Origin of the sequence: Micromonospora sp. BL1, from assembly GCF_003667485.1 — a bacterium.
Classification (GTDB): domain Bacteria; phylum Actinomycetota; class Actinomycetes; order Mycobacteriales; family Micromonosporaceae; genus Micromonospora; species Micromonospora tulbaghiae.
The window spans coordinates 1-1,281 of the sequence record NZ_RCVK01000056.1; the positions used below are offsets into that span (position 1 = coordinate 1).

Consider the following 1,281-nt stretch of genomic DNA (forward strand, 5'->3'; position numbering starts at 1 on the left):
ACCCGGCACCGCGTGCCCCGATGTCGACATATCGAGGTGATTAAGTTTTCGGAACGCTTCCGGTAGGCTCCGGGCAGAGATTCGCTTCGATCCACTCACGATGTGCCGGGGAGTCACTCCCTCACCTGGCGCGGCCACCGGGCGGCCGCGCGGAGCCGACGTCGTGGCGGGCGGTGGCCGAGGCGAGCCGATCCCATTGACAGGCTAGAGAGGCGTTCAGATGGACAAGGTGCTCGCCCGCGGCAGCGGGAGCGCGGCAGCCCGGTCACGCCCGCGGACCGCTGTGGTCGCGATGGTGGCGGGGGCCGCGATGGTCGCCGCCACGATAGCGGTGGCGACCAGTGCCAGCGCCGGCACGACGCTCGGCGCGTCGGCGGCGGAGCAGGGCCGGTACTTCGGCACGGCGGTGGCGGTGAACAAGTTGTCCGACAGCACGTACGTCGGCATCCTGAACCGCGAGTTCAACATGGTCACCGCCGAGAACGAGATGAAGTGGGACGCCACCGAGCCGTCCCGGAACCAGTTCAACTTCAGCGCCGGCGACCGGCTCGTCGCGCACGCTCAGGCCAACGGCATGCGGGTGCGCGGCCACGCGCTGCTCTGGCACCAGCAGCAGCCCGGGTGGACGGGAAGCCTGTCCGGCAGCGCGCTGCGCGAGGCGATGATCAACCACGTCACCCAGGTCGCCACCCACTACCGGGGCAAGATCCACTCCTGGGACGTGGTGAACGAGGCGTTCGACGACGGCAACAACGGCGCCCGCCGCAACTCGAACCTCCAGCAGACCGGCAACGACTGGATCGAGGCCGCGTTCCGTGCCGCCCGCGCCGCCGACCCGGGCGCCAAGCTCTGCTACAACGACTACAACACCGACAACTGGTCGTGGGCCAAGACCCAGGCCGTCTACAACATGGTCCGGGACTTCAAGACCCGGGGCGTGCCGATCGACTGCGTCGGGCTTCAGTCGCACTTCAACAGCGGGTCGCCGTACCCGAGCAACTACCGCACCACGCTGCAGAATTTCGCCGCGCTCGGCGTCGACGTGCAGATCACCGAGTTGGACATCGAGGGTTCGGGCAGCAGCCAGGCCACGTCGTACGGCAACGTGACCCGGGACTGCCTGGCCGTGCCGCGCTGCAACGGCATCACCGTCTGGGGCATCCGCGACACCGACTCCTGGCGGGCCAGCGGCACCCCGCTGCTGTTCGACGGCAGCGGCAACAAGAAGCAGGCGTACACCGCCGTGCTGAACGCGCTCAACGCTGGCTCTTATACACATCT

1 protein-coding gene is annotated in these 1,281 nt (G+C 68.4%); it reads left to right on the plus strand.

The window, feature by feature from the left end:
- Positions 1-220: 220 nt before the first annotated feature.
- Positions 221-1,281: endo-1,4-beta-xylanase (locus EAD96_RS00275; RefSeq protein ID WP_147457808.1), on the plus strand; the 1,061-nt coding region annotated here is incomplete at its 3' end.